Raw genomic sequence first — 22,567 nt, 5'->3', positions numbered from 1 at the left:
GAACGGCAATGGCAGCAGAACTGGATAGTAAGCCTGCATTGTCCAACGAGATGGGGGCCGCAAAAGCACAGCTTGGTAACATCTCGGGATGGGTGGCTGGATTTTGGAAAAGCTCTCAACGTAATGTCATTATTATTACCATCTTTGCGACCATTACTGCCGCGATTATTGTCATTATGCTTTGGACGTCAGCGGAAAGATTTCGTCCGCTCTATAGCCAATCGGCAAACTATGACTCTAGCCAAGTGTTGCAAATGCTTGATGAAGAGTCGATTAAATACCAGCTAAGTCAGGATGATGGTCGGATATTGGTGCCAGAGCGTGATGTTGCAAAAATACGCATGGTTTTAGCGTCGAAAGGTTTAAAGGAGCAACTTCCTAGTGGTTTTGAATCTCTCGATAATTCAAAAAGTCTTGGCGAGAGTCAGTTCATGGAAAGTGCCCGCTATCGTCATGCCTTAGAAGGTGAGTTAGCCCGCAGTATTTCCACTATGAGCGCAGTGAGTTTAGCCAGAGTGCATCTGGCGATACCCAAAGAAAGCCTATTCATGCGTGAAGAGGCAGAGCAGCCAAGAGCATCGGTCATTGTGCACATTATTAATGGTATGGATTTAAAACCTGCCCAAGTAGAGTCAGTCATTAACCTAGTGTCTGGGGCGGTGATTGGGCTGAAATCGGAACACGTCAGAGTGATTGATCAGCATGGTCGTTTACTTTCTAACGATGCCACCGTGGGTGACATTACCGTTACAACAGGCAAGCAGACCGACTATAAACGCAACGTAGAACGCACCTTGGTGGCTCAGGCAACCGATATGCTCACACCCATTCTAGGGGCGAGTAATTTTCGCGTTCAAATTGCCAGTGATATTGATTTCTCAAAGGTTGAAGAAACGGAAGAGATCTACGCTGATCCTGTGGTTCGCAAAGAAACCTTACTTAATGACGTGAATGAATCCTCAATGGCCCTCGGTATTCCGGGCGCATTAAGTAACACGCCGCCGGTCACTGATGGAGAGGCACAGCCTGATCCCAACGCCAAAGTTAATCGCAGTGAAACCTCCAGAGATTATGCGGTGAGTGGCAAAATCAGACATACCCAACACCAACAAGGCGTATTAAAAAAACTATCGGTATCGGTAGTAGTGAATGATATGGCCAATGGTGAACAAACCTGGACCGATGATGAGCTCACTAATATTGGGAATATTGTCCGCTCCGCTATTGGCTTTGAGGTGGAGCGTGGCGACGTCATCCACATTACTCACTTCCCTTTTGTGGTCGCTGCCGTGCCCGATGCATTGAAAATACCTTGGTTTGAAAACACCAATATTATGCAGCCTATCAAGTATTTATTAGGTGTGATGTTGAGTGGTCTCATGATCATGGTGGTGTTAAAGCCGTTGGCACAGTATTTAACTAAATCTGCCGAGCGAGAGGATCAACTCGCTGAAAATGTAGACTACGAAAGTGATGTTATTACCAAGGAAGAGCGAGTTGCAGAAGTTGCACTGCAGTCAAAACTGGAAGCCTTAGGCATTGATGCCACAGGAATTAAGGCGCTGGATGATAACCTTCCATCAGCGGATAGCCCTCTAGAGGTACAAATTAAACACCTTAAGTTAATCGCGAAAGAAGACCCCAATCGAGTGGCTGAAATATTACGCACCTGGATTCAAGCATAGAAGGATATACCATGGACGGTAAACAGACTTACCAGTCAGTAGATGGCGTCGCAATGTTGATGCTGACGATGGGCGAAGACATTGGCGCAGATGTGCTAAAAGGTTTTACCCATGAAGAAATTAAACAAATTACCCACGCAATGAGCAAAATGCAGGACATCAAAGCGAAGGATGCTCTCGTGTCTCTGACGGGTTTTTTTGATGATTTCCGTAAACACTCCGGGATTCTCGGCGGGACAAGAAACTACATCACTAACGTACTAGAAAAAACACTGAATGGTAATTTAGCTCGAGATTTAGTATCCGAAATCTATGGTGATGAAATACGCTCGCATGCAGAAAAGCTAGCATGGATTCCAGCAGATTTACTGGTGAATGACTTGCAAAAAGAGCACATTAATCTGCAAGCATTACTGATTGCTCATCTCCCTTTAGAGTACAGCTCAAAAGTGATGGAACAATACAGTGAAGCGCAGTGTCACGAGCTTATCTTGCAAATTTCAAAAACTCAGGTTCTGACCTCCGGATTAATGGAAACCCTTAAAGACTTAATTGATCGATGCAAAATCAATTATCACAGTGGAGGGTCTTCCAGTTTGCAAGGTTCGAAAGTGGTCGCAAACCTCATTAATCGTTATTCAGGTAATAAAAGTAATTTATTTCAATTTTTACATGACCAAGATGAAGAGACCGCTGAGCTAGTGGAAGAGGCAATGTTCGACTTTTTCACCTTATTTAATCAAGATTTGGAAACCATAAACCTCATTAATGAACGTGTCAGTTTAGAGCTTTGGGCGTATGCGCTCAAAGGGACAAACAAAGATTGCCGTTTATACATCATCAATTCTATGCCATTACGAGTATCGACAGAGCTTAAAGAAAACCTCGTTCGTATTGGGGCGGTACCAGTGAGCCAAGTGGAACAAGCGAGAAAAGACATTATTGATATCGTTAAGCAGCTACAAAGCGAAGACATTATCAAACTCAATTTCGCTAATGAGCCAAGGTTGACCTAGGAGGGTATTGTGATGAAACTGACCGGTATCCCGAACAATAGAAACAAAGTCACCGCGACATCGACAGGCAAGATCAAAAAGCCAGATAAGCTGCAAACACGCCCGTCGTCCGCCAATCTGTTAAAACAGCAAATGTTGACTATGAATCTGCAAGAGCGACCTAAGCTCATTGCTGAGGTGTCTGATTCGCATAAAATGTACAGTCGGTTATTAATGGCGGGGGAAGTGCTACGTACCGTCGCCAGTGAGCTACTAAAACTTCGCCAAATTGCAGAATTGCCCCAGTATACCCCTCAGCAAGCCAATCAAATCGACGCCATTAAAAAGAAGCTCATCTTTTGGAGTAAAAAGCGCTTATTTGATCAGCACGTGGTCGATGTGTCCTTTGCGCCTATTCAAAATGATCATCCGATCATTGAGTTCACGATTCCTGGTTTAGATCTTAATCGCGAGCGCTTCCGTGATGAAGTGGTGTCTCTGTATATTAATAATCGCCTTGTCGCTTTGGCGTTTGAAAGAACAGAAGATAGAGACGTATTAGTCGAGCAATTTAAATTAATGTTTGCTTATGCGCATCTGCAACTAAGAATTAATTCTCAGCAAGAGTTAGTGGTAGGGATCCGAGATCAGCACTGGCGTCAGTGGGATGGCCAAGTCTACGTTTCAGGACAAGGGGGGAGGTACGCCGAAGGCCCACCTGTAGCCGTGAATGTAGAGCCACTATTTCCATTGCTTGATCACATCACACGTTTACCTATCAACGAAGAGGGGGCGATAGAGCAAGTTAATCGGTTGATTGAACGAGTGAACATGATGTACCGGGCACTATCCAAAGTGTTAAAAAATAAAAAAGAGAAAGCGAATCAGTTGATTGCATTTTGTACTCACCCGGAATTACAACAGGTCGGCAGTTTTAGGGAACATTTAAAAGCCAACCCAGAGTTATCCCTTACGTCGATACAACGAGGCTTTACCGGACCTACTCGAGATAATGTCATTAAATTGTTGAAGAAAATATGAAACAGGCTGCCAAAATTGCCGTTATAGTTAGATGAGTGGGTGAAGTGAGGGCTATACGATGAGCCAAATTAAGGTAGATAACATTAAACATATTGTGCCGCAGTCACAGGTTGATGTTATTCAAAACAAAAAGGCAGAAACCGATAAAAAGTCGCCCGTTAAGTCGATTAATTTATCCCAACATGAAGTTGACTTAATGGATAACGCTAAACGGTTATTTGATGGGGCAGGAGACATTGATACGAGCAGAGTTGAGTCAATTAAAGCGCAGATTGCCTCTGGGGAATTAGTGTTCGATATGGATGAACTCGCAAAAGTATTGGTGAGAATTGATCATGGCAAATAAGAGGATAATGGTCAGCTACATCGATTATGGACAGAGAATGCTGCGATATGCACGACAACTCTCAGACAGCTTAGATGAAGTTAAACATGCTGTTTTGAAGGGGGAATACCAGCGTTTGGAGTCACTTAATCAAAAAATCATTTCATTGTCACACCAACTGGCGGAAGTGGATCTTGCCCGATTTGCAATGGCGAAAAAACTCGGTTGCCAAGATCGGCAATATGCAAAAGTTATGCAGACCAAGCTGAAAGGGCGACTTAAAGAGAAAATTTGCGCCATGGACGAGAAAATAGAGGCGTCCGTGGTGATATGTAAGGAAAAACTGGCCCGTCAAGGTAGCGTGATGGTTCTGCAGCACCAAGTCATGGAAGAAGCGCTGGCGAAACATAAGCTAAGGATCAATGTTTAGGCTTGATGGGGGGTTACTACCGTTATCCATTGTTATATGGGTGTTTAGCTTAGGTACGGCGTTTGCCAACGATATTAAGCAACAGCCACTCACTCGACAAGATAGGTTGTCTATTGCTATTGAAAACCAGATAGAACAAACAATGAGATACCGCTACCCTCAACAATACCAACTTGAGGTAAAGCAGCGCTTCTCAAAAGCGCTGAATAAACTCCCCTCATGCTCTGGCGTAGAACAGGTCTCGACTAAAAGTGAAATCAAGCTCGGTACTCAAAAATGGTCTATTCACTGTCCTAGTGAAGGATGGACAACCGCCGCAACGACAACAAGCAGGATTACCGTGCAAGCCGCTATCACGACGCGCGCGATAAAGAAAGGCGAGCGCTTATCACGTGAAGATGTGACGTTTCAGTCCGTGACATTATCCAAAGACCAAGAAGTCTTCTTTGAACCGAATCAACTGGTGGGTAGCAAAGTTAAACGTTCGCTGAGTCAAGGTGATCTGCTGACCACGTCACGCTTCTACTTAGACTACGATGTAGAGAAGGGGGTCACCGTTAATATAGTTTATCGATCCAAAACCTTTAGTTTACAAACGCAAGGCACCGCGCTAGAAAGTGGGTTAATAGGTGATGCTGTTATGGTAAAAAATAACCAGTCGGGAAAGCGGTTACGCGCAGTCGTGCTTGAACGAAATCTAGTTCAGGTTTACTAATCGATACCGCACCCACCACTAATAGTGTTTATACGATTAATATGCCTATTCGAGTGACTTGTCGTGCAAGAAGTCAAGACTATTTAAGTGGGTATGGGGTTGCTATGTATAGCAACCCCTCTCTATATTAGATGTTAACGTATCATATATATTAGCTTTCTTATGAGCGTATTTTGTTCAGCTTATCATGTACTACTTCTGCTTGTTTACTGCCATGTGCTTTTAGCGCCTTAATGTAATCGACATCATGAAATGAGCCACTGACGCAGCCTTTTTGTTCTACGATATTTCCTTTTTCAAAACTAGCACGAGTATCAACAATCACTTCCCCGTTGTTATTAAACATTGCATATTGAAGGGCTGATTTCGTAAAGCAGTTTCCGCCGACGAAGATGCTTTCTTGGTCAGTGGAAAATCCAGTGTCATTAATGACAATAACAGCATCAACATTAAGCGCTCTACTTATTGTCGCCATACCTTGTGTAAAAGACGGTTGTTTATAATAGTCAGGTTGCGTATTGTAGCTTGATGGGAGAGGAAGCTGAATATAGTGTTGCGGGGACTTTGTCGCTCGAGCAAAAGACACGCTGGTTTTTATTTGTGGGTCGGAGAGTATGTCAGCGGATACTTGCTTGTAGGTAGAGTTTGCTATGACTTCGGATGGAGGCAAAATGGTCCAGCCTTCGAGTTTTCCAAGCTGATTAGCGAATTTAGTAATTGATATATTAGCGGCTTCAGTTCCATCGATTCGTTTCATGATATGTGACTGTGTCGCTAAATCAGTAGCATCTTTGACAATGCCTCCGATTTGATTTCCTGCCATAGCGAGTAAATCAGACGAAGAGAATGAGGAGTTCATTTCTTTGGAGATTTTTTCAGGGTCTTCAGTGTTTCTAGTTATGTATTCTGGTACGTTAAATACCACGATTGCAACCGATTCAACTTGATTGAGTTCTTGGTTGTTAACGTAATCACTTGCGCAGCCTGTCATTGCTGTTGCGATTAAAATTGGAAGCAGACTCTTTTTATTCATTGCGCACTTTCTCCATGTGTTATTTAGGTGTTTAGCTGAAATATATTATGCTTTTCTTGTTTATGGGGAAGGTGATTGTGTGCGAAGTTGTGACGGCACTTCCGTAAAATATCCAAGGTCAAGTTGCAGTTATGAAAAGTATTATTTTTAATTATGGGTGAGTATTCTTGATGGGCGTGCTTTTTATGAAGTTTGCCATCAATAAATATGACTTAATTAGGTGGTGTGCGAAGAGTGGGTCCATATGAATGGTATTAAATTGTCACTAAATTAAAGGGAGGTGGTTCTATATTTGGCTCCCTGGTTCTGCCATGACTTGTCTATTTCGTTTTGGTAAGGAATATTCTGGGTAATATGATGGACTGTATAAAGGTTTAGTAATTAATATTGGTGTTGGAATTCGCCAAAGATAACGGAGTGAATGAAGGTTAGAAGGGCGATTTAAGCATGAAAACGAACCAAGTGAAGAAAACTTGGCTGGATGTCTTATCTTGTTACGTAGGTGGTTTACTCACTTCTCTGGTTGTCAGTGGTAGCTTTCTCACTAATCGATTATTAAGTTATCTGCGTTTTTCTTGGACCGTTAAATAACTCTAGAGTCGAGGGGACTTTATTTTTAATTTAAGTATCGTCGAGTGGAAGTGTAGTAGGGTCAATGTCATGAGGGATCATCTACTAGATTGATCTTCAACTCGTAGATAAATGAGTTGGTTCTTATTGTTGGTTTTGTCTAAGCTTATTCTGAAGGTCGGTGTTATTCATCGGCGTCGATTATTGTAAAAGGTAACAAGCAATTCAAACAGGTAGTTCACAGGTGGCATTATCAGTTTTATGATTCGGACTTGTGTTGTTTCGCTACTCAATTGTGCGTTCGTAACTTTAACTAGTCATAGGGAATTTAATCATGAAGTCCATTGTTTTTGAAGCGCAAAGACCTCTTAGAGACAGCTATGTTAAAGATCCAAATATTGCTATGGTCACCGACCACGCCAAAACGTCAGGTGACCATGCTGCAGATCCATTCCATTCAATAGTTGAACCTATGGATGGGTGCGGTGTTATGGTGCCCGTTGGGGTTCATGCTGCTGTCGGAGGAAAACATGACGCTCCAACCCCTGGAGATATACTATGTGCGGCATTGGCTGCCTGCCAAGATTCTACCATTCGCATGATTGCTGATTTAATGGGCATTGAACTGGTCGAATTAGAGGTTAACGTGACGGCTACGGCGGATGTTCGAGGAACTCTGATGATGGACAAACTCGTTCCTGTAGGGTTTCAAAAAATGACTTGTGAAGTTAAAATGAAGGTCAGTGAAGGCACTGATTCAAAACAGCTACAGCGACTTCAATCTGCAGCTATGGCATGCTGCGTTGTACAGCAAACACTTAAGTCACCTCCTCCCGTAGAAACGATTTTTATCTCTTGATGGTGATCATCTAGTACGGCGTTTTTCTGTTGGGAAAGTACATTAAGTTTTATTGTGCTGAAGACTAACAATGAAAATATCAGGAATGGACATCATCTTGCTTATTTATCAGACATTGAATATTTAAAGATGAATCATCAATTCATTGTGAATAGTTTATTTGGTGAAGGATTCTTGAGAGGAGATTAAACATGGAAGTCACTATTGGTCAGGGTTCTGATCTTATAGAAAAGGCTCAGGCTATTCGCTATCAAGTTTTTACCGTCGAGCAACAAATCCCGAATGAATTGGATTTTGATGGTTTAGACGGTGTCTCTGTTCATGTTCTGGTTGTTGAACAGGAACAAGCAATAGCCACGGCGCGCTTATGCATAAATGCCGACGGTTCATCCGTTATGGCGAGGGTCGCCGTTATTGAGAAGTATCGCGGTCATGGTGTCGCTTCAGTCGTTGTTCAGGCATTAATGAGTTATGCCGAAAACCAAGATGTAAACTCAATAGAAATTCATGCACATGGCTATTTGCAGGGCTTTTATGAAGGATTTGGTTTTGAATTTATCCAAGAAGTAGAGGTTGTTGGCGAGCATCAATTAATAGAAATGCGCTACCAAATAGGACGTACATAGCAATAACTATGATGGGGAACCCAGTAATTCAGTATTCTAGCCACTTTAATCAACGTGACTCGAGGCTATTTGGTTATACTGAGCCCTTTCAGACTGTCATCTTAGGCTGTAATAAGGTAGTTTGAATATATCCTCAAGCGACCTTCAAATCTGCAACCGTTATTGGTTCTTTCTTCGGAGAAGTTATGTCTACGCCCCTCAATGATTGTATTGTTCCTATGTATCCAACGATTCAAGCGTTAGATGTGGATGGTTTAGAGCCCGGAGAGCATAAGTTCTGGTTTGCCGTTGCCACCGATGCGATTGGTCATCCACAAACGCTTCCTGTTCGCGTGTTTAAAGGTGAGCGTCCCGGTAAGCGGATTATGATTACCGCAGGTATTCATGGTGATGAACAAAATGGCATTTTGACCGCGCAGCAATTGGCGAGAGAGTTAATTGGAAAAATGCATGCTGGTGTGGTCACCATTGTACCCACTGTGAATTTGTCTGGTATTGCGCGCCATAGCCGTGACTTTCATTCCGCTGCGCCTGATAGTTCGTCTTCTAACTTAAATCGGGTTTTTCCTGGTAACCTTGATGGTGATGAAGCGAACCGCTTTGCTGCCAATTTATGGCAAAACTTATTGAAACCGAACGCCGATTTAGCGATTGACTTGCATTCGCAGACTTCTGGATCAGCCTATCCGCTATATGTCTTTGCGGACTATCGCTTAGATGACTCTATTCGTATGGCAAGATTACTTAACCCCGATGTGATTCTTAATGACCCTGGCGATCCGGGCATTCTTGAAACGGCTTATAATCGCGCGGATATTCCTTCTATCACCATTGAAGTGGGCATTGGACGTTACACGGACTTACCTATGGTCGAACGAGCCGTCAATGGTGTGCTTAACGTATTACGTTCGTATGAACTGATTGCGGGTGAGGTGGTGTCGCAAATAGTGCCTTGTACAGAAGGGGAAGAGATTATTAGTATCCGAGCCGAGCAAGGTGGATTTGTTATTTGCCAAGTGGCGTTGCTTGATAAAGTCGTGACAGGGCAGCAGCTCGCCACACAATATAATAGCTTCGGCGATGAGATAGCGCATTACGTCGCGCCTTCAGATGGGGTGGTGATTAGCCACAACGTTGAGTCGGTGAGGGCGCCAGGGTCGTTAGTGGTGCGTTTGATTAAGTAATGCGCTGCAGGGCGATAAATTATGATGATGAGGCACGTTGACTGACATGCGTTTGAATGGAAAATCGAAGCCTCATCAATACGGAGCCGCCTTAACCTACATTACGCGCCACCATAAGCACTTCATCAGCGGAGTACAGATTAGAAATGGTCGCTTCGACTTCGGCGCCTAACGTCGATTTGTATAAGTTTTGGGCAAAGTTGTCCGCGCGCGTCGTGACGTATATATGTTTGAGTACCGAGTCATTTTGCGCCAATCTTTCTTTTACTAAAGGTAGGGTTTGGGTAATAAGCCCACGTCCTATTCCTTTTCCTTGGTGATCGGGAGAGACCGCTAGCTGCTCTATTTCGAGGATGACTTCCGGGCGAAAGCCACTCTTTTGAGTCCAAATAATAAAGCCAGTAATTTGTTTGTTGTTATTCTCCGCCACAAAGCACAGCACACGAGGAAACGCATTAAAGTTACATTGCAGCCATTCATAAGATTGTTTTTGTCTGACGAAAGTGAGTTTGTGTATCTCTGCTGCTGCTTTTAAATCGGACGTGTTCATCAATCGGACGTTCATTTCTACCTCAATACTTAGATTAAATACAGCGCGTTCGCGGTAAGTGAGCAAGAGGGTTAAGTGTACCAAATATTAAGGTGTTCACTTTGTAAAAAGCGTGTCAGGGTCGCAGTAATTGGGAACTGTGACTAGCTTAGGCCATTGATTTAGCCAGTTTTTCGAGTGTACTCGTTGCCAAAATAGTGCGATAGGCGCACTGGGGTTATGAGTCAACTTCCCCGCCAGCAAGGTGTCGGCACCAAACGCTGAAATGCATTCTATTTGTTCGCCGTTCTTGCGTACGGCAATGGCGGTTTCTTTTTCTGGCCAGTAACTCATTGCATGGATGATGTCAGTATAGGGTTGGTGACCGTTTCTGCTGTGCATCAAGGCTTGATTACGTACTTGCCAGCCAATACTAGGCATTGTGTTATTTAGATAGGCTTCTATGCGCTGTTGACCACTTGAATCCATTTCTGATGGGTCAAAGTAAATAACGTCAACATCGTTCAGTGGCGTCGGGGTGGTTCTGTTGTGTAAATCGTCCCAAATTAAATTACGAACAAACCCTGCGGCTAAGTAGCAGCGTTGAAAACCAACACTCGCAACACAGCTTAAGATTTTTGACCTGAGCGCGTCTTGGTGCATTAATGTAGTGATCCTTTCCATACTTAACTATCGCTCTGCGACGTTATTAGTTAAAAGCGTTGGTTGAAAAGGGCGAAGATCAATACCTTCCAGGTCGCATACCGCTTTGATCGTTGGGTGTGAGGATAATCGCGTGAGATACGCGGACAAATGTTTAAATTGCAGTGGCGATGTTTGAGCGGGTAGGCTCCATTCCGATAACATGAACAGAAAAAAGTCACAGGCGGTAAGTTGCTCACCGAGTAGGTATTGATTGCCTTTCAGTTGATCATCAATAACAGACAGTGATTCTGCAATCCGCTCATCTTGAGCCGCGATGACATTAGGAATCGTGCGTTCATCGTTGGTGTGCCTATGAGGATAATAGCGAACCATGAGTTCAGCTTGCAGCGTATTATTTAAATAGGTTAACCACTGGAAAAAATGCGCACGTGTATGACTGCCGAGCAAAGGAATAAGACCGTGCTGAGGGTGTTGTTCGCAAAGGTGAATACAGATGGCTGGGCTTTCAAAAATAACGGTGCCATCATCGATAAGTGTTGGAATTCTGCCTGCTGGGTTTAGTGCAAGGTAGTCGCTGGATTTTTGTGAGTTGGAATGTTTATCAACAAGGATAAGTTGATAGTCGAGGCCCATATGATGCAGTAAAAAGTGTGGGGCTAAGCTTGCGTTATTGGGGTAATAATAGAGTTGATACAATTTACAGTCCTTGTTCGATTGGGGCTTCCCTTGGCGGTGTTTCGTTAGATGCTATCGGAACAGACGCAACATCATCGGAAATAACATCATCAGAAATAACAGGAATCCAGTATATCCGCCTGCACCAATGTTATCACCATACGTAGTGAGAATGAGTGAGGTGCCTCATACCTGGCTTGTCATCTTGTTTGATTACTCAACTTCGCCAAGGACATTGAGCCCGTACTCATTGGGTATCTCATTATAGCTCAGCACGATAAGCTCCTTGGCAAAGGCTTTTGCCAGCTTTGCTATCATAGGTCTTGTCGTTGGTGGCACTACAAGTACGGCAGGTAAATTTTGGCTTTGCATCGTTTGAACAATAGTTGGCATGCGGTTTTGACATTTTTGCAGTATCGTCGCTTCAATGGGAATGGCATCCAACGGAATATTGGGGTCGTTTTGTTGTGAAAGAGAAATGGCACTTTTAAGTTCGCCCTCTAAGGAGGCGCCAATAATAAAGGCGTTAATGGTTTTGCTGTTGGGAGAGATGAGGTTAACAATGGTGCGCTTTAGCGCAACTCGAATATTGGAAGACAGTAAGATAGGGTCTTTTACCGTATCAATACTTTCGATGATGGTATTGGCGATGGTGCGCACATTGATGATAGGGACTTGTTGGGCAAGAAGTTGACGTATGACCTGCATTTGCAAGTTGGGCGAAATGACACTGGCTAGGTTTTCTGCCAGTTCGGGATGATGAGTAGCAAGCCGATGGTTTAGGGCTTTAACATCATCGTAATTGAAAATATCGTTTAAGTGTTCACTGCAAACCTTGCTGACATGGGTGGCAATGACGTCATAGATATCAATAACTTGAAAGCCCAAGTTGATGGCCTTAGTTTTATCGGCTTTATTGATCCATAGTGCTGGAAGTTGGTAGGCGGGATCAACGCCGACGATCCCATCTAAATCAGGGTGGTCGATTCTGTTGCCAACGGCCATCGATTTATCGACATAGACTTCACCTCGTTCTATTTCATCACCATCAATACTGATCGCGTATTCAGATGGTTTTAACGAAAGGTTATCAGTAATGACCACTTCGGGGATCACAAAGCCAATTTGTTCACTTAGTGTTTTTCTGCTTCCTCGGATACTTTTTATCAGGTTGCCGCCTTTCTTTGTTGTGGCGAGGGGGACGAGTTTAAACCCTAACGACAGTGCAATTACATCGATGGTGGGGATGATATTCCAATCGATCGTGGTCTCCGAAGGGGAATGATGCAGTAACTCGCTATCTGGTTCCGGAAGCGCTTCTATGGCTTTAAACTTACTTTGTCGCCAGCCAACGAAGGCGAGTAAGACGGTAAAGGTATAAAAAGCGAGGTGTGGCATGTTGGGAACGCTACCAATAACAAACATAACGCCCGCGGCCATATAGAGGTTATGGGGAGAGGCGAGTAGTTGCTTTTGAACGGTTTGCGCCATGTCATTATCGTTGTCGCTAATACGAGTTACGATAATGGCGGCAGACGTTGCCAGTAATAGCGAAGGAATTTGAGCGACGAGACCATCCCCAATGGTGAGTAATGCGTAAGTCTGAAAGGCATCTTCTGCAGATAGACCATGTTCAAAAATACCAATTAGTACGCCCCCAATAAGGTTAATGAAAAGAATAAGCAAACCCGCGATGGCATCGCCTCGAACAAATTTGCTCGCCCCATCCATCGCTCCGTAAAATTCCGCTTCTTCGCCTACTTCTAAACGGCGGGCTTTTGCTTCAACTTGGTCGATAGCACCTGCGTTTAAGTCGGCATCAATCGCCATTTGTTTGCCTGGTAGCGCATCTAAGGTAAATCTCGCCGAGACTTCTGAGATACGTTCGCCCCCTTTGGTGATAACAACGAAGTTAATGATCATCAAAATCACAAACACCACAATACCCACTACATAGCTGCCGCCAATCACGACTTCACCAAATGACTGAATCACTTTACCAGCCGCGTCGCCACCGTTGTGACCTTCCAGTAAGACGATTCGAGTAGAAGCTACATTGAGCGTTAAGCGTAGTAGCGTCGCAATGAGCAATAGCGAAGGGAAAATAGAAAATTCGAGCACTCTAGTGACGGTACTGGCGACGAGTAAGACCACAATCGCCAACATGATATTAAAGGTGAAGAAGGTATCGAGTAGTAGTGGTGGCAGGGGAAGAATCACCATCGCCAAGATCATTAATAGAACGATGGGGATGGTCAACCGAGTAGTGATTGCCTGAATTACCTTTCTCATAACAGCCAATTTAGTGGTTATCGTTAAATTAGATACTAGGATATTTTTCAACCACTTCTCACTTTTGATACTTGCAATTTACATTTTAAGTGAGTTTTTTTTGAAAAAAAGATGAAATGGAATTTTTCCTCTGTCGTTAGCAGTTAGTGAACAGCAAACACAGATAGGGAACATCAGATGGCTATATCAGTACAAACTAACTACGCAAGCTTGGTGACTCAAAATACTTTGCAGTCTAATAACAATATGATGACGAAGTCTTTGGAAAGGTTATCGACGGGCTTTCGAATTAACTCTGCTGCTGATGATGCGGCAGGTCTACAGATAGCAAACAGATTAGAGGCTCAGAACCGTGGGATGGGTGTCGCATCACGAAATGCACAAGATGCTATCTCGATGCTGCAAACCGTAGAGGGTTCGATGGATGAGATGACCAATATCGCGTTCCGAATGCAAGATCTTGCCACACAATCTGCCAATGGTACCGCCTCTCAAGCGGATAGAGATGCCATGGACGCAGAGTTTCAATCGTTGGGTAGTGAGCTGCAGAGCATTTTGACAAATACTAACTTCGGTGGTCAAAGCTTATTGGGGAACGGTACGGGGAACTTTGCTTTGGGGGCCGTGAGTTTTCAGATAGGGGCAGGCTCCAGTGAAACCTTATCTGTTGATCTTCAGTCAGAGGTATCAACATTGAATAGCTTTGCGACACAGTCAACCTCACGAACTTCGCAAGCGATGCAGAATGCAGATGCTGACCTTGCTCAAGAAAGAGATAACTTTGCTACTGGTGGTACAACGACTTCTCTTGCAAGCGGTGTGGATGGTACTGGTGTGACAGGTACTTACACGAGCTATCAAAATTTAGTCGAAGCAGCCGCAACAGCAGATGCAACGGCGGTTGCTGACTTGGCCTTAGTTGATGGTGAAGTAACTACTTCTCTTGATGCTTCTATTACCGCAAATGCGGGTGGACGCTTTAACGACACCGTACTTGGAACAGCGGTTGGTGGTGATTACGCTACTATCGTCGCAAATCACGGGGCATCTGGCGCTGCGTCTATTGGCTCTCAAGCGGGCGCTAATACGGCTATTGATACCATGGCGACTTTGATCAATGAGATAAGTTCCACGCGTTCGAGCATTGGTGCGAATATCAATCGGTTAGATCACACCATTACTAACTTGGGTAACATGTCTGAAAACATTTCTGCGGCGAAAGGGCGAATTATGGATACGGATTTTGCTTCCGAGTCTGCGGCAATGTCGAAATCACAAATGTTAATGCAATCTGGCGCCTCCATGTTGAGTGCTTCGAAAATGGTGCCTCAGTTAGCGATGAGCTTATTAGGGTAATGTTATCAAGGGCTAAAGGAGGGTTTGCTGTCCCTCCTGTCTCCTAGGTGATTTTTTATACTGCGAGGGATAGGTATGAACGTCGATGCAGTTCAGCTAGCCAGTAGCTTTGCAAGCTTAGATGTCCAGCCATTTGAGCTACGTTATAACCAAAAGCTGTCGAATATTACGTCTCAGACATCGGCGATCAGTTTGGTCAAAACGGCGTTAAAACAGCTAGATGACAAAATCTATGAGTTTACGAAAGCAGGGGCTGGGTTGACGCAGACCTCAACGACGACGTCTAGTGATGAGTATGTGTCTTTATCGGTATCATATGGTGTGAACGATATTGACCTCGATGTCTTTGTTAAACAGATGGCTGAGAATCATCAAGTTGTGTTGGATGCCAACTCTACGGATCCCAATGATGTGATGGCATCGGCCGGTACATTCTCCGTGACGCAAGGTGGCGTGACGACCAATCTGGATATCATGGATGCCGATACCGACGTCAGTGGAGACGTAACGTATAGTGAATTTGTCACTTATTTTAATGGCCAGTTTGATGATTCGATACAAGCGACGCTCGTGAAGTCACAAGGTGCCATGAAAGTTTTATTTTCATCTGAATACGAAGGGTCGGATTCGGTTTTCACTATTACAGCAGATGCGGCCAGTGGCTGGGAGAGTGATGTCGCACTCGCCAGTGCTACGCCGTTAAAAACTGGTCAAAATGCCGTACTGGCGATTGGTGGCGAAGGCGGTACTGAACTTACGAGTACAACGAACCAATTTGACGCTCTGATGGAAGGTGTAGATCTCACAGTTGTTAAAGCTAATAGTGTTGGCGATGAGCCGACTAATTTAGCGATTGGTGACGATATTAGTGCAACGATGGATGCACTGAAAGGGTTTGTTGATTCTTATAATAACGCGGTGTCTAAGATAGCAAACTTGACAGCTTCAGGTGGAGAAGATGAAGCCCGAGGAATACTGGCGTCAGACAGCACGATCAAAAACATCAGTTATCAGTTAGGCAGCGTTATTCGAGCCGATTATGGTGGTACGCGTTTATTTGAACTTGGGTTAGAGATAGACCGTGATGGCAAATTGTCTTTGGATCGAAGTGTGTTCGAACAAGCGGCAGAAACGGTAGACGTTGAGGCTATTTTTACCGGTGAAGAGGGGGTATTTACCAGCTTTACCAGCAAACTTGATGGCTACATTGATTTTTCTAGCGGTTCGTTAAATCGTCGTATTGATATATTAGAGGAAGAGAAATCGCGAATTAACGACGCGCTAACAACGTTAGATAGTCGTTACGAAACTTATTACAACCGCTATTTAGCGCAGTTTACACAGTTAAACACATTGGGTAGCCAGCTCGATTCAGTATCTGGGTTATTTACCGTTTAAACAAGGAGTGGTTACATGCTTTTAGGGAAACAGCAGCAAGCGAATTATGCCAATGTACAAGTGAGTGCCAATGCATCGGTGTCCTCAAATTTTGAACTGATATATATGTTACACGAGCGCTTAATCCAAGAGTTGGAAAGTGTGAAATACGCCATTGAACATAAGGATTTGGAGCTTAAATCCAAAGCGTCTCAAAAGTCGATTGATATATTAGTAGGTTTAGATGCTTCCTTAGACCTCTCTAGTGGAGAGGATCTGATAAAGAACATACATGCATTGTATGAGCATGGAATAGCGACCGTTTTTGAAGCATCTAAAGAGATGAATGTTGAACTGATTGATAAGTTAATTGTCGTTATCGTCGATTTGAAAGAAGGCTGGGAAGGGGCGATGGAGTGGCTGGATGAAAGCCGTCAATAAGAGTCCAAGCACTAAAGTCACTATCTCGCCAAAGCACCTTACGGTTATGGTCTCCAAGTTTGAATCGGCCATACTGAAACGGGATTTTACTGAAATAGCAAAACTCAATCAGCTGGTGGAGCAGATATTACCGAACATCAACCAGCATGATGCTGACTTTCTACCGATAGTGGTCAAATTGCGTCAGGAACATGAAAAGTGTCGGGCGTTAGTAGAAACGGAACAAGCGGCTCTTAGGCTGCGTCTGACTCATAATATGTGTTTGAGGAATCGAGATAAAGCCTATACCAAGACCCAAGTTAGGGTGGAGGAATAACAATGGATTTGCATACGAAAGTACAAAGTGATGGCACGTTTTCTAGCTTAATCGCTGAAATAGGCGAGCCTGTTAAAGACAATGCGTTACTCACGTCTCCACATCAAGACCATGTTATAGGGATGAAAAAACACTCACTTGGTGAGACAAGAATGACGCCGCTAGCACAATCGTTTCAAAGCCTTTTCGCTGTGCTACAACAAGTTTCCGGTTCATTGGGCGTAGACGGTGTCAGTCATACCATGTCGGTTAATGTTGCGCATCAGCTAAGCAATATGGAAAAGCGTGGAGTGTTGGATGATAGTGCGCCACTCCAACATTCGCCTTTAAGCAACGCTATGTTAAGTGATCAGCTTTCTAGAACGGTAGACCTATCATCGGCAGACTTACGGCCTCTTTCCAGTACTTATCTACCTAAAAGCGATGCGTCAAATCATTACACAGGAAACTCTGTGATTGAGCTGGCTGAATCTGCGTTACAGCAAGTTTCTCGCCATAGTCAATTGCCCTATATGACTATGGCAACAAATGAATGGCAGGATTCGAACGCTAGAAGTAACGCCTTAAGCCATCAACTCACTTCTGAGTGGATGGCTGGGTACCCAGATGGAATGGTTCGAACGGTAGCACCAGTCAATGCGGGGATGGCAGAACGTGGGCTGAATGATGCGTATTATGTATCGACGCTAAGGGGGCGGCCATTTATGGGAGGGACTACTCAAGCTACGCCCGTAAAATCAGAGTTTACGACCACGCCAGTACCAATGTCTGCTTCGAGCATGGATTCGAATTATTCGATGTTGGATAGCACAATTACGCGGCTACTATCACCTTCCTTAGAAACAGAAAAGCCGTTGACACCTGAGGCTCAACGTCAAATCTATCATGCAATTCGCGACAAAATTCAATTGCATTTTGACAGTGTTAATCAAACGGTTCGTATACGTTTTGATCCACCAGAACTAGGCAAGGTCGATATGGTTATTCGTGTCGATGGTGACAAGTTGACGCTGCAAATTAGCGCAAGTTCACCATTAACACGAGAAGCGATTATTGCAACATCAGATCGCTTGAGAGCCGATCTGGTTCAGCAAAGCAATGCGCTAAATGAAGTGAATATCGCATTGGCAAATAAGGAGTCGATGCGAGGCCTGTTACAAGAGCAGGCGCAGCGACAACAAGACTTGCAGCAACACGACCTACAACAGCGAGAACACCAAAAAAATAGGCAGCCTGAGTCAGGAAATGGCCGTGATAACAATGACTTAATCCATGGGTTGGCCGAATCCACAGACCAAAGCGGTCAAATACTACGTGAATTCCGCGTGTATATTGCGAGGGTGTAGTGATGATAAAGATAGTCGTGACATTTATTGTGGCGGTTGCGTTGTCCGTATCGGGTTTTGTGTTGTATCAAAACGACGTGCTGACGGTAGAGTCGATAACAGCGTGGTTAAGCCCAAGTGAGCTAGAGCCAGAGATGGTCGAGCATACTGAAATTCAAGTCGATAATGTTTTAGTACCGATAAATTTGGGGCAAAGGCAAAGTTTGTTATTGCTCGATGTCTCACTCTATACGCCGAAAAAAAATGGTGCATACCTACACCATCAATTAAGTGTTATTAAGAATAGGATCATAAAAAAATTCAGCGTTAAGGATGCTGCGTATTTTCACAACAAGCAATTTATCTATGTGATTCAAGATGATTTAAAAGACGATTTAGATGAGCTACCGTCACTACAAGTCGGCGAAGTCCTAGTGACCAAAGCGGTGTTTCAGTAGGCTCATTATGTTAATGAAGCCGCGTTATCAGCATACCCAAACTCATGATAGAGAAAGTCTGCAAGCGTTAGAAAATTTGGTGTTGCAAGAGAACATAAAGCTAATTAATGGCTTGTTATATCAATATCGCTATGTGGTGGACGCAGGGACGTTTGAAGATTTACAGCAGACAGCCATGATGACCTTGGTCATTGAATTGAGAAAGTTTGACCATGTTGCTAACGATGATTTTCGACGTGCCGTCGCGGTGCGTATTCGAGGCGAAATTATTGATGAGCTTCGTCGACGAGACTATATGGAGCGAGATAAGCGACAGCTTGTTAATAAGATCAAAAAGGCGGAAAGGGAACTATTGCAGCTGCTAGGGAGGGAGCCGGCGGTGAATGAGATTTGTAGGCACCTTGGTATTCAAGATGATGATTTTCAACAGGCAATGATGCTGGTTGATGTGATAGATGATATTGAGCTTGATTCCGTGATGGCTAAAGGCAGTGATACCGATAGAGATGTATTACTAAGTGAAGTGCGGCAAGTGCTAGAAACGTTGCCTGAACGAGAAAAACGCATTTTATATCTCGTGTACGTGAAAAATTTGAGCACCAAAGAAGTGGCACAAGTCCTAGATATTAACGAAATAAAGGTGCATCGGATAAAACATAGAGGTTTGGACATTCTGAAAAGCAGAATGAAGGAGAGTGGCGCATGCAAAAGATAATTGGTGTTATTGTTGTGATAAGCGTCATTTTTGGAGGCTTTATTTACTTAGGTGGTAAGTTTGAATTTATTTTCAAGCTTTCGGAAATTATTATTATTTTCGGTGCTGCATTCGCAAGCTTATTAATGTCAACGACCTCTAGTACATTAAAGTTAATGACACAGCAGATTGGTATTTCTTTTCGGGCTACACCTTATAATAAAGATTACTACCAGCAGTTATTGTCATTGATGTTTGAGCTAATTAATATCGCGCGTGTGCAAAATATTAAAGCGTTAGATATTCATATTGAAAACCCAGAATCAAGTAAGATATTTTTGAAATATCCACAGATAACGCGGGATACACTAACCACACAATTTGTTATTGATTCGTTTCGGCAAGTGATTACTGGTAAACAATCGCACCACTTACTTGAAGCGTTTCTTGAAGAAGAAATTGAACATCTGGACGATGAATATACCAAGCCATCGGAAAAGCTCCACGCCACTGCTGAAGCGATGCCTGGTTTGGGCATTTTGGCGGCGGTAATGGGCATCATTCTTACGATGCAAGGCTTGGATGGCGAGATCAGTGAAATAGGACAAAATATTGCCGCCGCCCTCGTCGGAACCTTCACAGGGGTGTTTGGTTGCTATTGCGTATTAGGCCCCTTGTCGAGCAGCATTAAGGATGTATCTGAAAATCAGCTTGCTCCACTGCAATGCGTTAAATCCATTCTATCGTCTTATGCTCAAGGGCAATCGGCACATATGTGCGCGAATGCTGGAAGGAAGAATATAGAGACCCGCTACAAGCCGTCATTTGTTGAGCTTGAGAAAGCGGTTGATGTGCTAAGACAACAACCTTCATCAGGTTAATAGAGGCACGTATGGAACAACAAATTATTATTGCGAAGAAGGGCAAAAAGAAACGAGATCCATTGCAACATGGCGGTTGGAAGGTGGCAATGGCCGATTTGATGATCTCGATGATGTGCCTGTTTTTAGTGCTCTGGATATTACAGGTCGTTGATGTTGATGACCAAAAAAAACTGCTTAATTATTTCTCCTATGGCAATGATCCTATTCAGCATCATGGGATGGTGGAAAGTGGTGGCAATTCGATTAATCCTTTACCGCTTCCTCATGTCGCCACCTCGCACTACGACGCAGAGCTGCATCGTATTAACGATACTTCACTGCTAGAAGGTGAGTTCAATAGTCAGCAAGAGTTAGAGGTGTTAGCAAAGCGCATTGAACAAGATCTTGCCAGTGTAGATGGGCTAGGCAGTGTGAGTGTTTTAGTTACCCCTCAAGGGGTGAAGTTGGTGATTGCTGATTCTGACAAAGGGCCTATGTTCTTTCGGGGAGGGGCTAAAGTGACCCCATTTTATCAAGATCTTTTGTTGAATCTGGCTAAGCTGTTACAGCGTATTGAAAACAAGATGATCATTACTGGTCATACGGATGCGAGCCGGTATAAGGGTAGCCGCATGACTAACTGGGAGTTATCGAGCAACCGTGCCAATAGTGCGCGATATTATCTGGACCGCGGAGGGCTGCAAGAGCGTCACATCTTTCAAGTCACAGGAATGAGTGATACCGCACCGGTTGATATCAACAACCCTAAAGCCGCGATTAATCGCCGTATCGAACTCTATATTCTCACCGCCGAAACGTTGAGTCAGCTGAGCGATGTTTATAAGACCGTATTCCTTCCCGATGGGAGGGAGAAGCAAGCACCACTCACTCAACAACAGCTATCTCCAGAGGTGGAGAAAAGGAAGCGCGAAGCGATACAGCAAGCACTAAAAAACCAACCAGTGACCTCATTTGAGGTAATGAACCGTTATGACTGACTTGATGCAAAGGCTCATTAACATGCGAAAGTGTTTAGCGTGGCTTGTCGTGATTGATTATTGCTTAATAGGCTTTTACGTCTATTTAGTGACGAGCTTGCTGTATTTTGATGTGTTCATCATTGGAATTCTATTAGCGCTATACAATATTTTGCTTGTGACCTTTGTCGTTCACCAACCAGCAGGCTTCATTTCATTCGAGAGAGATAAGCACCTTGTCATTCCTATCTGTTTTGCGACGTTTCTTGGCTGCAGCATTGTGGTGTTAACGTTGTTTTGGTGAACTGCGCTAAGCAGAGCTTTGCTTACGCTTACAGTGTAATTAATGGTGGAAGTGGGGTGAGATCTATCAATGCTGCCTTTTGCCATTGCTGGTCGGTAACAAAAAGCATGAAACCTGTAGAGGGTTTTGATTTCAGCTCAGACATATCGACCAGTTGCTGCAACGCATAAAAGCGATGGACATAGTTTACGGTTTCGTGCGGCAATGTTAGGTGTGAGAATTGCGTGCTACCTGCTCGTTTAATGGCACGCTGAACCCGTCCTTCGCCTGCATTGTAAGCGGCTAATGTTAGGCTTATGTCACCATTAAATTTTTGGTGCAAGAATGAGAGGTATTGCAACGCAGCCGATGTACTTAATGCAATGTCAAAACGTTGGTCGTTAGTTTTACTGACGTTTAACCCGAAGCGCTGGGCTGTAGCTGGCATGAGCTGCCATAAGCCGGCAGCGTTGGCGTGTGAGACAGCATTAGGGTTGAATGACGATTCAAGCATAGGGACCAGAATGAAATAGTCTGGTAGGGAGCGCTGATTCAATTGTTGGAATATCGATGACACTAGAGGCTCGAACTGCTCAAATTTGTTTAAGATTTGTTGCTGATAAGGGGAGAGTTTCGCTAAGTGTGGTCTAATCATTGCTTCGGGTGGACGATACTGCGCATGAGCGACCGTGATATGACTGACCAAGACAAGGAACAATATTACGCGCAGATAGGCCAGTCGCTGCCGAGCTAGATGTGGCCCAATGAAACTTAATCGAAGCCGTGACATATAGACTTTCAACCGAAATAAACAGCAAGCAAATGGATGTCGCTTGCTGTCATACGACGTTC

The 22,567-nt window shown here is 43.9% G+C and carries 26 protein-coding genes; 20 read left to right on the top strand and 6 right to left on the bottom strand.

Going from position 1 to position 22,567, the window contains the following annotated elements; all coding sequences use genetic code 11:
• The first annotated feature begins 8 nt into the window (after positions 1 to 8).
• The 6 genes from fliF to flgA are packed head-to-tail and all read left to right on the top strand — an operon-like array spanning position 9 to position 5,191.
• Entirely contained in the window at positions 9 to 1,685 is a 1,677-nt protein-coding gene (gene fliF / locus L4D05_RS05185; protein ID WP_428793243.1) for a flagellar basal-body MS-ring/collar protein FliF, read from the top strand.
• Positions 1,686 to 1,696: 11 nt separating this feature from the next.
• On the top strand, positions 1,697 to 2,701 hold the full coding sequence (locus L4D05_RS05180; RefSeq protein WP_428793242.1) for a FliG C-terminal domain-containing protein: 1,005 nt from the start codon (positions 1,697 to 1,699) through the stop codon (positions 2,699 to 2,701).
• 12 nt (positions 2,702 to 2,713) lie between these two features.
• A complete protein-coding gene (locus L4D05_RS05175; protein WP_428793554.1) occupies positions 2,714 to 3,721 on the top strand; it encodes a hypothetical protein in 1,008 nt (335 codons plus the stop codon).
• 58 nt (positions 3,722 to 3,779) lie between these two features.
• Complete coding sequence (locus L4D05_RS05170) at positions 3,780 to 4,067, top strand: flagellar biosynthesis anti-sigma factor FlgM (RefSeq protein WP_428793241.1); 288 nt, start codon at positions 3,780 to 3,782, stop codon at positions 4,065 to 4,067.
• Between the two features lie 37 nt (positions 4,068 to 4,104).
• On the top strand, positions 4,105 to 4,476 hold the full coding sequence (locus L4D05_RS05165; RefSeq protein WP_428793240.1) for a hypothetical protein: 372 nt from the start codon (positions 4,105 to 4,107) through the stop codon (positions 4,474 to 4,476).
• Entirely contained in the window at positions 4,469 to 5,191 is a 723-nt protein-coding gene (gene flgA / locus L4D05_RS05160; protein ID WP_428793239.1) for a flagellar basal body P-ring formation chaperone FlgA, read from the top strand. The genes L4D05_RS05165 and flgA overlap by 8 nt, the downstream gene beginning before the upstream one ends.
• Positions 5,192 to 5,351: 160 nt before the next feature.
• Here the strand turns inward: flgA and L4D05_RS05155 are convergent, their stop codons facing one another.
• Positions 5,352 to 6,224: a hypothetical protein gene (locus L4D05_RS05155; protein WP_428793238.1), complete on the bottom strand. Its 873-nt coding sequence runs from the start codon at positions 6,222 to 6,224 to the stop codon at positions 5,352 to 5,354.
• A 447-nt stretch (positions 6,225 to 6,671) separates the two neighbouring features.
• On the opposite strand from L4D05_RS05155, the gene L4D05_RS05150 reads away from it, so the two are divergent.
• From L4D05_RS05150 to L4D05_RS05135, 4 genes are all read left to right on the top strand, one after another.
• The gene (locus L4D05_RS05150; RefSeq protein ID WP_428793237.1) at positions 6,672 to 6,815 is read left to right on the top strand and encodes a hypothetical protein; all 144 of its coding nucleotides are present in this window, start codon (positions 6,672 to 6,674) and stop codon (positions 6,813 to 6,815) included.
• Positions 6,816 to 7,128: 313 nt separating this feature from the next.
• Positions 7,129 to 7,653 carry an OsmC family protein gene (locus tag L4D05_RS05145; RefSeq protein ID WP_428793236.1) on the top strand — a complete coding sequence of 175 codons (525 nt, stop codon included), beginning with the start codon at positions 7,129 to 7,131 and terminating at the stop codon, positions 7,651 to 7,653.
• 191 nt (positions 7,654 to 7,844) lie between these two features.
• A complete protein-coding gene (locus L4D05_RS05140; protein ID WP_428793235.1) occupies positions 7,845 to 8,279 on the top strand; it encodes a GNAT family N-acetyltransferase in 435 nt (144 codons plus the stop codon).
• 185 nt (positions 8,280 to 8,464) lie between these two features.
• Positions 8,465 to 9,463 carry a succinylglutamate desuccinylase/aspartoacylase family protein gene (locus L4D05_RS05135; protein ID WP_428793234.1) on the top strand — a complete coding sequence of 333 codons (999 nt, stop codon included), beginning with the start codon at positions 8,465 to 8,467 and terminating at the stop codon, positions 9,461 to 9,463.
• Positions 9,464 to 9,554: 91 nt separating this feature from the next.
• On the opposite strand, the gene L4D05_RS05130 is transcribed toward L4D05_RS05135, so the two are convergent.
• From L4D05_RS05130 to L4D05_RS05115, 4 genes are all read right to left on the bottom strand, one after another.
• Complete coding sequence (locus tag L4D05_RS05130; protein WP_428793553.1) at positions 9,555 to 10,013, bottom strand: GNAT family N-acetyltransferase; 459 nt, start codon at positions 10,011 to 10,013, stop codon at positions 9,555 to 9,557.
• A gap of 96 nt (positions 10,014 to 10,109) precedes the next feature.
• Positions 10,110 to 10,676: a nucleotidyltransferase family protein gene (locus L4D05_RS05125; protein ID WP_428793233.1), complete on the bottom strand. Its 567-nt coding sequence runs from the start codon at positions 10,674 to 10,676 to the stop codon at positions 10,110 to 10,112.
• Positions 10,677 to 10,682: 6 nt separating this feature from the next.
• Positions 10,683 to 11,354 (bottom strand): glutathione S-transferase family protein, encoded by a 672-nt coding sequence (locus tag L4D05_RS05120; RefSeq protein ID WP_428793232.1) that lies wholly within the window; start codon positions 11,352 to 11,354, stop codon positions 10,683 to 10,685.
• Between the two features lie 192 nt (positions 11,355 to 11,546).
• A complete protein-coding gene (locus tag L4D05_RS05115) occupies positions 11,547 to 13,625 on the bottom strand; it encodes a flagellar biosynthesis protein FlhA (protein ID WP_428793231.1) in 2,079 nt (692 codons plus the stop codon).
• A 177-nt stretch (positions 13,626 to 13,802) separates the two neighbouring features.
• Here L4D05_RS05115 and L4D05_RS05110 point away from each other — a divergent pair, with 177 nt between their 5' ends.
• The 10 genes from L4D05_RS05110 to L4D05_RS05065 all read left to right on the top strand — a co-directional run bounded on the left by L4D05_RS05110 (position 13,803) and on the right by L4D05_RS05065 (position 21,736).
• A complete protein-coding gene (locus L4D05_RS05110; protein ID WP_428750903.1) occupies positions 13,803 to 14,981 on the top strand; it encodes a flagellin N-terminal helical domain-containing protein in 1,179 nt (392 codons plus the stop codon).
• A 75-nt stretch (positions 14,982 to 15,056) separates the two neighbouring features.
• The gene (fliD, locus tag L4D05_RS05105) at positions 15,057 to 16,379 is read left to right on the top strand and encodes a flagellar filament capping protein FliD (RefSeq protein ID WP_428793230.1); all 1,323 of its coding nucleotides are present in this window, start codon (positions 15,057 to 15,059) and stop codon (positions 16,377 to 16,379) included.
• A gap of 15 nt (positions 16,380 to 16,394) precedes the next feature.
• Positions 16,395 to 16,799 (top strand): flagellar export chaperone FliS, encoded by a 405-nt coding sequence (locus L4D05_RS05100; protein ID WP_428793229.1) that lies wholly within the window; start codon positions 16,395 to 16,397, stop codon positions 16,797 to 16,799.
• A complete protein-coding gene (locus L4D05_RS05095; protein ID WP_428793228.1) occupies positions 16,783 to 17,115 on the top strand; it encodes a hypothetical protein in 333 nt (110 codons plus the stop codon). Before L4D05_RS05100 ends, L4D05_RS05095 begins: the two co-directional genes overlap by 17 nt.
• A 2-nt stretch (positions 17,116 to 17,117) precedes the next feature.
• A complete protein-coding gene (locus L4D05_RS05090) occupies positions 17,118 to 18,461 on the top strand; it encodes a flagellar hook-length control protein FliK (RefSeq protein ID WP_428793227.1) in 1,344 nt (447 codons plus the stop codon).
• A gap of 2 nt (positions 18,462 to 18,463) precedes the next feature.
• Entirely contained in the window at positions 18,464 to 18,898 is a 435-nt protein-coding gene (locus L4D05_RS05085) for a flagellar biosynthesis sigma factor (RefSeq protein ID WP_428793226.1), read from the top strand.
• Between the two features lie 7 nt (positions 18,899 to 18,905).
• Positions 18,906 to 19,613 (top strand): sigma-70 family RNA polymerase sigma factor, encoded by a 708-nt coding sequence (locus L4D05_RS05080; protein WP_428750897.1) that lies wholly within the window; start codon positions 18,906 to 18,908, stop codon positions 19,611 to 19,613.
• A complete protein-coding gene (gene motA, locus L4D05_RS05075) occupies positions 19,601 to 20,473 on the top strand; it encodes a flagellar motor stator protein MotA (protein ID WP_428793225.1) in 873 nt (290 codons plus the stop codon). The genes L4D05_RS05080 and motA overlap by 13 nt, the downstream gene beginning before the upstream one ends.
• 11 nt (positions 20,474 to 20,484) lie before the next feature.
• Positions 20,485 to 21,453, top strand: a complete 969-nt coding sequence (locus L4D05_RS05070; protein ID WP_428750893.1) for an OmpA family protein — start codon at positions 20,485 to 20,487, stop codon at positions 21,451 to 21,453.
• Positions 21,446 to 21,736 carry a hypothetical protein gene (locus L4D05_RS05065; RefSeq protein ID WP_428793224.1) on the top strand — a complete coding sequence of 97 codons (291 nt, stop codon included), beginning with the start codon at positions 21,446 to 21,448 and terminating at the stop codon, positions 21,734 to 21,736. The genes L4D05_RS05070 and L4D05_RS05065 overlap by 8 nt, the downstream gene beginning before the upstream one ends.
• Before the next feature lie 28 nt (positions 21,737 to 21,764).
• Here L4D05_RS05065 and L4D05_RS05060 read toward each other — a convergent pair whose 3' ends face one another.
• On the bottom strand, positions 21,765 to 22,370 hold the full coding sequence (locus tag L4D05_RS05060; protein WP_428751165.1) for a lytic transglycosylase domain-containing protein: 606 nt from the start codon (positions 22,368 to 22,370) through the stop codon (positions 21,765 to 21,767).
• Positions 22,371 to 22,567: the final 197 nt, after the last annotated feature.

The sequence above is a fragment of the Vibrio nomapromontoriensis genome, assembly GCF_050337205.1.
Taxonomy (GTDB): Bacteria; Pseudomonadota; Gammaproteobacteria; order Enterobacterales; family Vibrionaceae; genus Vibrio; species Vibrio nomapromontoriensis.
This window is presented reverse-complemented; position numbering and strand designations above follow the sequence as displayed.

Coding starts and splice junctions, on each gene's coding strand:
- fliF (WP_428793243.1), top strand. CDS start 9: ATGGCAGCAGAACTGGATAGTAAGCCTGCATTGTCCAACGAGATGGGG.
- L4D05_RS05180 (WP_428793242.1), top strand. CDS start 1,697: ATGGACGGTAAACAGACTTACCAGTCAGTAGATGGCGTCGCAATGTTG.
- L4D05_RS05175 (WP_428793554.1), top strand. CDS start 2,714: ATGAAACTGACCGGTATCCCGAACAATAGAAACAAAGTCACCGCGACA.
- L4D05_RS05170 (WP_428793241.1), top strand. CDS start 3,780: ATGAGCCAAATTAAGGTAGATAACATTAAACATATTGTGCCGCAGTCA.
- L4D05_RS05165 (WP_428793240.1), top strand. CDS start 4,105: ATGCTGCGATATGCACGACAACTCTCAGACAGCTTAGATGAAGTTAAA.
- flgA (WP_428793239.1), top strand. CDS start 4,469: ATGTTTAGGCTTGATGGGGGGTTACTACCGTTATCCATTGTTATATGG.
- L4D05_RS05155 (WP_428793238.1), bottom strand. CDS start 6,224: ATGAATAAAAAGAGTCTGCTTCCAATTTTAATCGCAACAGCAATGACA.
- L4D05_RS05150 (WP_428793237.1), top strand. CDS start 6,672: ATGAAAACGAACCAAGTGAAGAAAACTTGGCTGGATGTCTTATCTTGT.
- L4D05_RS05145 (WP_428793236.1), top strand. CDS start 7,129: ATGAAGTCCATTGTTTTTGAAGCGCAAAGACCTCTTAGAGACAGCTAT.
- L4D05_RS05140 (WP_428793235.1), top strand. CDS start 7,845: ATGGAAGTCACTATTGGTCAGGGTTCTGATCTTATAGAAAAGGCTCAG.
- L4D05_RS05135 (WP_428793234.1), top strand. CDS start 8,465: ATGTCTACGCCCCTCAATGATTGTATTGTTCCTATGTATCCAACGATT.
- L4D05_RS05130 (WP_428793553.1), bottom strand. CDS start 10,013: ATGAACACGTCCGATTTAAAAGCAGCAGCAGAGATACACAAACTCACT.
- L4D05_RS05125 (WP_428793233.1), bottom strand. CDS start 10,676: ATGGAAAGGATCACTACATTAATGCACCAAGACGCGCTCAGGTCAAAA.
- L4D05_RS05115 (WP_428793231.1), bottom strand. CDS start 13,625: ATGAGAAAGGTAATTCAGGCAATCACTACTCGGTTGACCATCCCCATC.
- L4D05_RS05110 (WP_428750903.1), top strand. CDS start 13,803: ATGGCTATATCAGTACAAACTAACTACGCAAGCTTGGTGACTCAAAAT.
- fliD (WP_428793230.1), top strand. CDS start 15,057: ATGAACGTCGATGCAGTTCAGCTAGCCAGTAGCTTTGCAAGCTTAGAT.
- L4D05_RS05100 (WP_428793229.1), top strand. CDS start 16,395: ATGCTTTTAGGGAAACAGCAGCAAGCGAATTATGCCAATGTACAAGTG.
- L4D05_RS05095 (WP_428793228.1), top strand. CDS start 16,783: ATGAAAGCCGTCAATAAGAGTCCAAGCACTAAAGTCACTATCTCGCCA.
- L4D05_RS05090 (WP_428793227.1), top strand. CDS start 17,118: ATGGATTTGCATACGAAAGTACAAAGTGATGGCACGTTTTCTAGCTTA.
- L4D05_RS05085 (WP_428793226.1), top strand. CDS start 18,464: ATGATAAAGATAGTCGTGACATTTATTGTGGCGGTTGCGTTGTCCGTA.
- L4D05_RS05080 (WP_428750897.1), top strand. CDS start 18,906: ATGTTAATGAAGCCGCGTTATCAGCATACCCAAACTCATGATAGAGAA.
- motA (WP_428793225.1), top strand. CDS start 19,601: ATGCAAAAGATAATTGGTGTTATTGTTGTGATAAGCGTCATTTTTGGA.
- L4D05_RS05070 (WP_428750893.1), top strand. CDS start 20,485: ATGGAACAACAAATTATTATTGCGAAGAAGGGCAAAAAGAAACGAGAT.
- L4D05_RS05065 (WP_428793224.1), top strand. CDS start 21,446: ATGACTGACTTGATGCAAAGGCTCATTAACATGCGAAAGTGTTTAGCG.
- L4D05_RS05060 (WP_428751165.1), bottom strand. CDS start 22,370: ATGATTAGACCACACTTAGCGAAACTCTCCCCTTATCAGCAACAAATC.